This window comes from Metabacillus fastidiosus NBRC 101226, from assembly GCF_001591625.1.
Classification (GTDB): domain Bacteria; phylum Bacillota; class Bacilli; order Bacillales; family Bacillaceae; genus Metabacillus; species Metabacillus fastidiosus.
Genome location: NZ_BCVG01000011.1, coordinates 64122 through 70577, shown reverse-complemented (window position 1 = coordinate 70577; position 6456 = coordinate 64122). Strand labels below are relative to the sequence as shown.

Sequence of the window (6456 nt, the reverse complement as noted above, 5' to 3'; positions counted from 1 at the left end):
GTGTTCTATTGCCCGTTAAGGCTGGGATAAATATAATTTTGAAGAAGACTGGAGCTGATTATATGAAATGTCCGACGTGTCAGCATAATGGAACGAGGGTCCTTGATTCAAGACCCGTGGATGAAGGCAGAGCTATTCGCAGGCGTCGCGAATGTGAAGAATGTCAATATAGATTTACAACTTTTGAGAAGTTTGAAGAGATTCCTTTAATTGTCGTGAAAAAAGATGGAACGAGAGAAGAATTTAGCCGTGATAAAGTACTGAGGGGACTTATTCGAGCATGTGAGAAAAGACCTGTTCCTTTGCAAACATTAGAGAATATTGTGCATGATATTGAAAAAGAACTTAGAAATCAAGGGATTTCTGAAGTAAATAGTGAACATATTGGTGAAATGGTTATGGATCGACTCGCTAGCATAGATGAAGTAGCATATGTTCGTTTTGCCTCTGTTTACCGTCAATTTAAGGACATAAATGTTTTTATAGAGGAATTGTCGGATTTGATAAAAAAAGTGAGGTAAAATGATGGAGCAGCATTGGAAGGGACTACTTGCTATCGATCGGTATGTCGCTAGGAGCAGCGGCATATTACAAGAGTTAGATCGTAAAATACTAACTCTCTTATATCAGCCTTTAATCGGTTCTTTTGCTTATAGCCTCTATATGACATTATGGAGTGAATTAGAGCAGGATCGATTATGGGGAGAGGAAACATCTCATCACAGTTTAATAGCAATTATGCAAATGAATCTGCATGATATTTATAAAGAACGGTTGAAGCTTGAGGGAATTGGTCTATTAAAGACATATGTAGATGATCAAAAAGAAGTCAGAACCTATATATATGAACTTCAAACACCTCTAAAACCAGATGATTTTTTCCAAGACGGTATTCTTAATATATATTTATATAACAGAGTCGGAAACAGTAAATATCAGCAATTGAGACGGTTTTTTTCAGATATACAAATAGAAAAAAATATGAAGGAAGTAACGAGATCATTTACCGAAATCTTTGAATCTGTCCATCCTTCTGAAATGGTTTCACGTGTATCCGATGAGACAGTGGAAAATCTAATACTGAATAGTAACTATGAATATATGACTTCAAATAAGTTATCAACATTGGAATTAAAAGAGGAAGTATTCGATTTTGAATTGCTATTTTCTGGTTTATCAGAAGCGATTATTCCGCAAAAATCAATTACAAAAGCAGTAAAGGAAACAATTGTGAAACTATCCCATTTATATGGTATCGATGCAATTGAAATGAAAAATATTTTAATGAATGCAATAGAATCAGATGATTCTATTAATATTGAACAGCTTAGAAAAGCTGCAAGAGACTGGTATCAGTTCCAATATGGTGATCATTTACCGACTTTATGTGACAAAATACAGCCGTTAAACTTAAGAACGATGCAGGAAAAGAAAGAACGTTCACAGGAAGAGGAGCTTATTTATCAGCTCGAAAAAATATCTCCAAGACAGTTTTTGAAAGATGTTTCAGATGGGACTGAGCCATCTGCTGCTGATTTGAAAATTATTGAAGAAGTGATGTTTCAGCAGAAGCTCGAACCAGGTGTTGTAAATGTTTTAATTTATTATGTTATGTTACAGACAAATATGAAGCTAACGAGATCATACGTCCAAAAAATAGCAAGCCACTGGGCTAGGCTGAAATTGAAAACAGTGCAAGAGGCGATGGAGCTTGCGAAAAAATTGGCTTCAGAGCAAGAAACAAAGGTGAATAACAGCAAGAAGAAACGAGTAGTAAGAAAAGAGATACTGCCAGATTGGCTGGCAGAGGATAAGGCTACTGGTGAAAAAGAAGAAGCTAAGCTTAATAATGAACAATTTGAAGCGGAAAAGAAGAAGTTGCTTGAGAGAATTAAAAATTATAAAAATAAAGCGCAAGAAGGACAGTAAAGTGAGGTGTGGATAAATTGGAGCATATGAGCCGTTCCTTTCAAAATTTAACTAATCGACCTGGTTTTAAAGAACGTTTCTACGGTTTAAGGAAGCAAGTTACTACTCATAAAGATGTACAAGCTTTTTTACAGGCAAATAGGGATATTATTGATGATAATATGATTGACCGCAGCTTAATGAAACTGCATGAGTTTATTGACCAAAGTAAGAACTGTGAGGACTGTCCGTCATTATCAGAATGTAAAAATCTTATCCAGGGCTATTATCCTAAATTAATCATTCAAGGAAAATCAATCGATCTGCAATATGATAAATGTATTACAAAAGAAAAATACGATGAACGTAAAAAGCATGAATCATTAATAAAAAGCATGTATATACCAAAAGATATTTTGAATGCTCAATTTGATACGATTGATTTTGAGATGAATGAACCTAGCCGCCTGCAGGCAATTAAATATGCACAGGATTTCGTAGAGCAATATAATAATGGGAAAAACCCGAAAGCTCTTTATTTTTACGGTCCATTTGGGGTTGGGAAAACGTATATTTTAGGAGCTATTGCAAATGAACTTGCTACTCATCGTGTTGCATCGATGCTAGTATATGTTCCAGAATTTATGAGAGAGTTAAAAGGGTCTTTCCAAGATAATTCCATTGATGACAAGCTGGATGCGGTTAAGAAAATTCCTGTTTTAATGCTTGATGATCTCGGTGCTGAATCAATGTCAAGCTGGATGAGAGATGATATATTAGGTACAATCCTCCAATATCGAATGCTTGAAAACCTTCCTACTTTTTTCTCTTCGAATTTTAATTTTGAACAATTACAGCATCATCTTGCCTTTTCACAGCGAGGAGAAGAAGAGCAGGTAAAAGCAGCTAGAATAATGGAAAGAATTAAACATATGGTAATACAAATAGAGATAAAAGGGAAAAATAGGCGTAGTTAATAAATAGACCTGACAATGTTTGTCAGGTCTATTTGTCAAAATCAAAATTGTACTTCTAAATGCTTTCATCCTCTCATATTTATTCAATGAGGTGTTCGCAAATAGGGGGGACAAATATGTTTGAAATTTTATTTGAGTCTCCGAAAGAGGCGGAAACGATTTGTTCAATTTTTCGTTCAATATGTAAAGAGAATCAAATGAAAATTAACCAAGATGATCCAGAGAGCATTCAACTCCTCTCTAAAAAATGGGATGAGTCTGTTGAACAATTAATCATTAGGGGCATCATACATTATATTATTGAACATAAAGAACAAGAAGTGATGCTTTCTATTATTCAAACTCATTTCTATTTTGAAGATCATGAAGAACAGCAGCAAATTTTACATATTGCACAATCTATTATTGAAGGAGATCGTTCTGAAATTCCGCAAATTCAGAAATTTCAACATCGTGAGACATATTTAAAAGAAGCATTACAGCAATTTTTACGCCCAAATTTATCCTTTTCCTTTCACTCTTTTTTTACATTTAGATTGCAAGAGTATTTAAAACGTCTGCAAAGGTATGTAGAAGTTGCCATTGAAGAGTACAAGCTTGAACAAGAATACCAAAATTTTATTCAAACGTTAAGGGATTACATTACGGTAACAGCAAGTAAGCTGGATGCTGTAAAGATTCATCATGATGAGCAATTTACGATTTATAATCGCGCAGGTATAGAAATGTCTGAAAATGAATTAAAGCAATATATCGATACTAGTTTTATTAAAAAACAGCCTCATATGTACATAGACTGTGAGCTGCTTGCACCTCTCGTATGTATATCACCGAAAAAAATTATATTATACACAGATGAGCCGGATGCCGGTATGAATCAGACGATTCAAAATATTTTCCAGGAGCGTGTACAAATTTTCCCGAAATCACAATCGTTAAATAATTAAATGAATCTTGATTTTCTAATTTAATAGGTCTATAATACGAGTAAATTTAACAATTTATCTGTAATGATGAGGACATGAGTTCGTTATCACGGTTCCCAGAGAGGGGAGGAATAGCTGTGACCTTCCTAACACGAATAATGATCTTACCACCTCTAAACTTCAGTTGTGAACAGGTTCACCCTAATTAATAGCTGACGGTTAATCCCGTTATCGAATTGAAAGCCATACCGGAAATGTACACAGTACATAGGAATTTGAATTGCCAAGCTCGCAAAGAAACTCGCCGCTCATTTTCATCGCACAAGAGGCGAAGGAGGAGTAAGAAGGTCGAGGAAGCGACGGAAATTCAAACCGGAGTGTACATATTGTGTACATGAGGATTTGAATTGACAGAGCTGACGAAGAGATCGCTGCTTATCTTCATCGCACAAGAGGCGAAGGAGGAGCAAGAAGGTCGAGGAAGCGACGGAAACTCAAACCGGAGTGTACGTATTGTGTACATGAGGACTTGAATGGACAGAGCTGACGAAGAGATTCGCCGCTCATCATTCGCCGGATGGGAAATAGGGTGGAACCACGATCCATTATACTAGTTTATTAACTCGTCCCTTTTTTAGGGGCGAGTTTTATTTATTTTTAAAAGAAAATAATAAGGAGTGAAAAGGGATGTCAGATGTTATAAAAATTACTTTTCCTGACGGAGCTGTAAAGGAGTTTTCACAAGGAACGACAACAGAGGATATCGCGGCATCGATTAGCCCGGGTTTAAAGAAAAAAGCACTTGCTGGGAAAATAAATGGAACACTTATTGACTTGCGTGCGCCGATTAAAGAAGATGGAGCAATCGAAATTGTAACACAGGATAGTGAAGAAGCACTTGAGATCATGCGTCATAGTACTGCACACTTAATGGCACAAGCGATTAAGCGGATTTATAAAGATGTAGATGTAAAGCTTGGAATCGGTCCGGTTATTGAAAATGGTTTTTACTATGATGTAGATATGGAAAACCCAATTTCAGCTGAGGATCTTCCTGTAATTGAAAAAGAAATGAAAAAAATTGTGAGCGAAAATCTTGATATCGTTCGTGAGGAAGTAAGCCGTGAAGAGGCAGATCGCCGTTTTAAAGAAATCAATGATCCTTTAAAAATTGAACTTCTTGAAGCGATTCCAGAAGGAGAAGAAGTATCGATTTATACACAAGGTGAGTTTTTCGATTTATGTCGCGGAATTCATTTGCCGTCAACAGGGAAAATTAAAGAATTCAAATTATTAAGTGTTGCTGGTGCTTACTGGCGCGGTGACAGCAAAAATAAAATGCTTCAGCGTATTTACGGTACAGCGTTCTTTAAGAAGAGTGATTTAGACGAGCATCTTCGATTATTAGAGGAAGCGAAAGAGCGTGATCATCGTAAAATCGGAAAAGAATTGAACTTATTTACAACTTCACAAAAAGTAGGACAAGGTTTACCGCTTTGGCTTCCAAAAGGAGCAACAATCCGCCGTATTATTGAAAGATATATCGTCGATAAAGAAGAAAAACTAGGCTACCAGCATGTGTACACACCTGTACTTGGAAGTGCAGAGCTTTATAAAACTTCAGGCCACTATGATCATTACCAGGATGATATGTTCCCATCTATGCAAATGGATAACGAAGAGCTTTTCCTTCGTCCAATGAACTGTCCGCATCATATGATGGTTTACAGTAATGATATTCATAGTTACCGTGAGCTGCCGATTCGAATCGCAGAACTTGGTACGATGCACCGTTATGAAATGTCAGGTGCTTTAACAGGTTTACAGCGTGTTCGTGGAATGACATTAAATGATGCTCATATTTTCGTTCGTCCGGATCAAATTAAAGATGAATTTATGCGTGTTGTTCGTCTAATTGAAGAAGTATATAAAGATTTTGGTATTGAAAAGTATTCATTCCGTCTATCTTATCGTGATCCGGAAGATAAAGAGAAGTATTTTGATGATGATGAAATGTGGGAAAAGGCACAAACATTGTTAAAAGAAGCAATGGATGAGCTTGGTGTCGATTATTTTGAAGCGGAAGGCGAAGCAGCATTCTATGGTCCGAAGCTTGATGTTCAAGTTCGTACAGCGCTTGGAAAAGATGAAACACTTTCAACAGCACAGCTTGATTTCTTACTTCCAGAGCGCTTTGATTTAACATATATTGGTGAAGACGGCAAACAGCATCGTCCAGTCGTTATCCACCGCGGTGTTGTTTCTACAATGGAACGCTTTGTTGCATTCTTAATTGAGGAGTATAAAGGGGCATTCCCAACATGGCTTGCACCAGTTCAAGTACAAGTTATCCCAGTTTCACCAGCTATCCATCTTGATTATGCAAAGCAGGTGCAAGAGGACCTTCGTGCAGCTGGTATAAGAGTAGAGCTTGATGCGCGTGATGAGAAAATTGGTTATAAAATCCGTGAAGCACAAATTCAAAAGATACCGTATATGCTCGTTGTTGGAGATAATGAAATTGCTGAGAAAGCAGTAAACGTTCGTAAGTACGGAGAACAAAAATCAGAAACAGTTTCTTTTGAACAATTTTCAACTAATATTGTGGAAGAAGTAAGACGTTAAAGAGCAAATTACTGCCAATA

General features: G+C 36.5%; 5 protein-coding genes. All 5 read left to right on the top strand.

What is annotated here, in order from left to right:
• Nucleotides 1-62 precede the first annotated feature (62 nt).
• The 5 genes from nrdR to thrS all read left to right on the top strand — a co-directional run bounded on the left by nrdR (nucleotide 63) and on the right by thrS (nucleotide 6436).
• Entirely contained in the window at nucleotides 63-521 is a 459-nt protein-coding gene (nrdR, locus tag BFA01S_RS05145) for a transcriptional regulator NrdR (protein ID WP_066226573.1), read from the top strand.
• Nucleotides 522-525: 4 nt separating this feature from the next.
• On the top strand, nucleotides 526-1929 hold the full coding sequence (locus BFA01S_RS05140; protein ID WP_066226571.1) for a replication initiation and membrane attachment family protein: 1404 nt from the start codon (nucleotides 526-528) through the stop codon (nucleotides 1927-1929).
• Between the two features lie 17 nt (nucleotides 1930-1946).
• Nucleotides 1947-2885, top strand: a complete 939-nt coding sequence (dnaI, locus tag BFA01S_RS05135; protein WP_066226567.1) for a primosomal protein DnaI — start codon at nucleotides 1947-1949, stop codon at nucleotides 2883-2885.
• Between the two features lie 116 nt (nucleotides 2886-3001).
• Nucleotides 3002-3832 carry a putative sporulation protein YtxC gene (gene ytxC, locus BFA01S_RS05130; RefSeq protein ID WP_066226566.1) on the top strand — a complete coding sequence of 277 codons (831 nt, stop codon included), beginning with the start codon at nucleotides 3002-3004 and terminating at the stop codon, nucleotides 3830-3832.
• Between the two features lie 666 nt (nucleotides 3833-4498).
• Nucleotides 4499-6436 carry a threonine--tRNA ligase gene (thrS, locus tag BFA01S_RS05125; protein ID WP_066226565.1) on the top strand — a complete coding sequence of 646 codons (1938 nt, stop codon included), beginning with the start codon at nucleotides 4499-4501 and terminating at the stop codon, nucleotides 6434-6436.
• The last annotated feature ends 20 nt before the right edge of the window (nucleotides 6437-6456 follow it).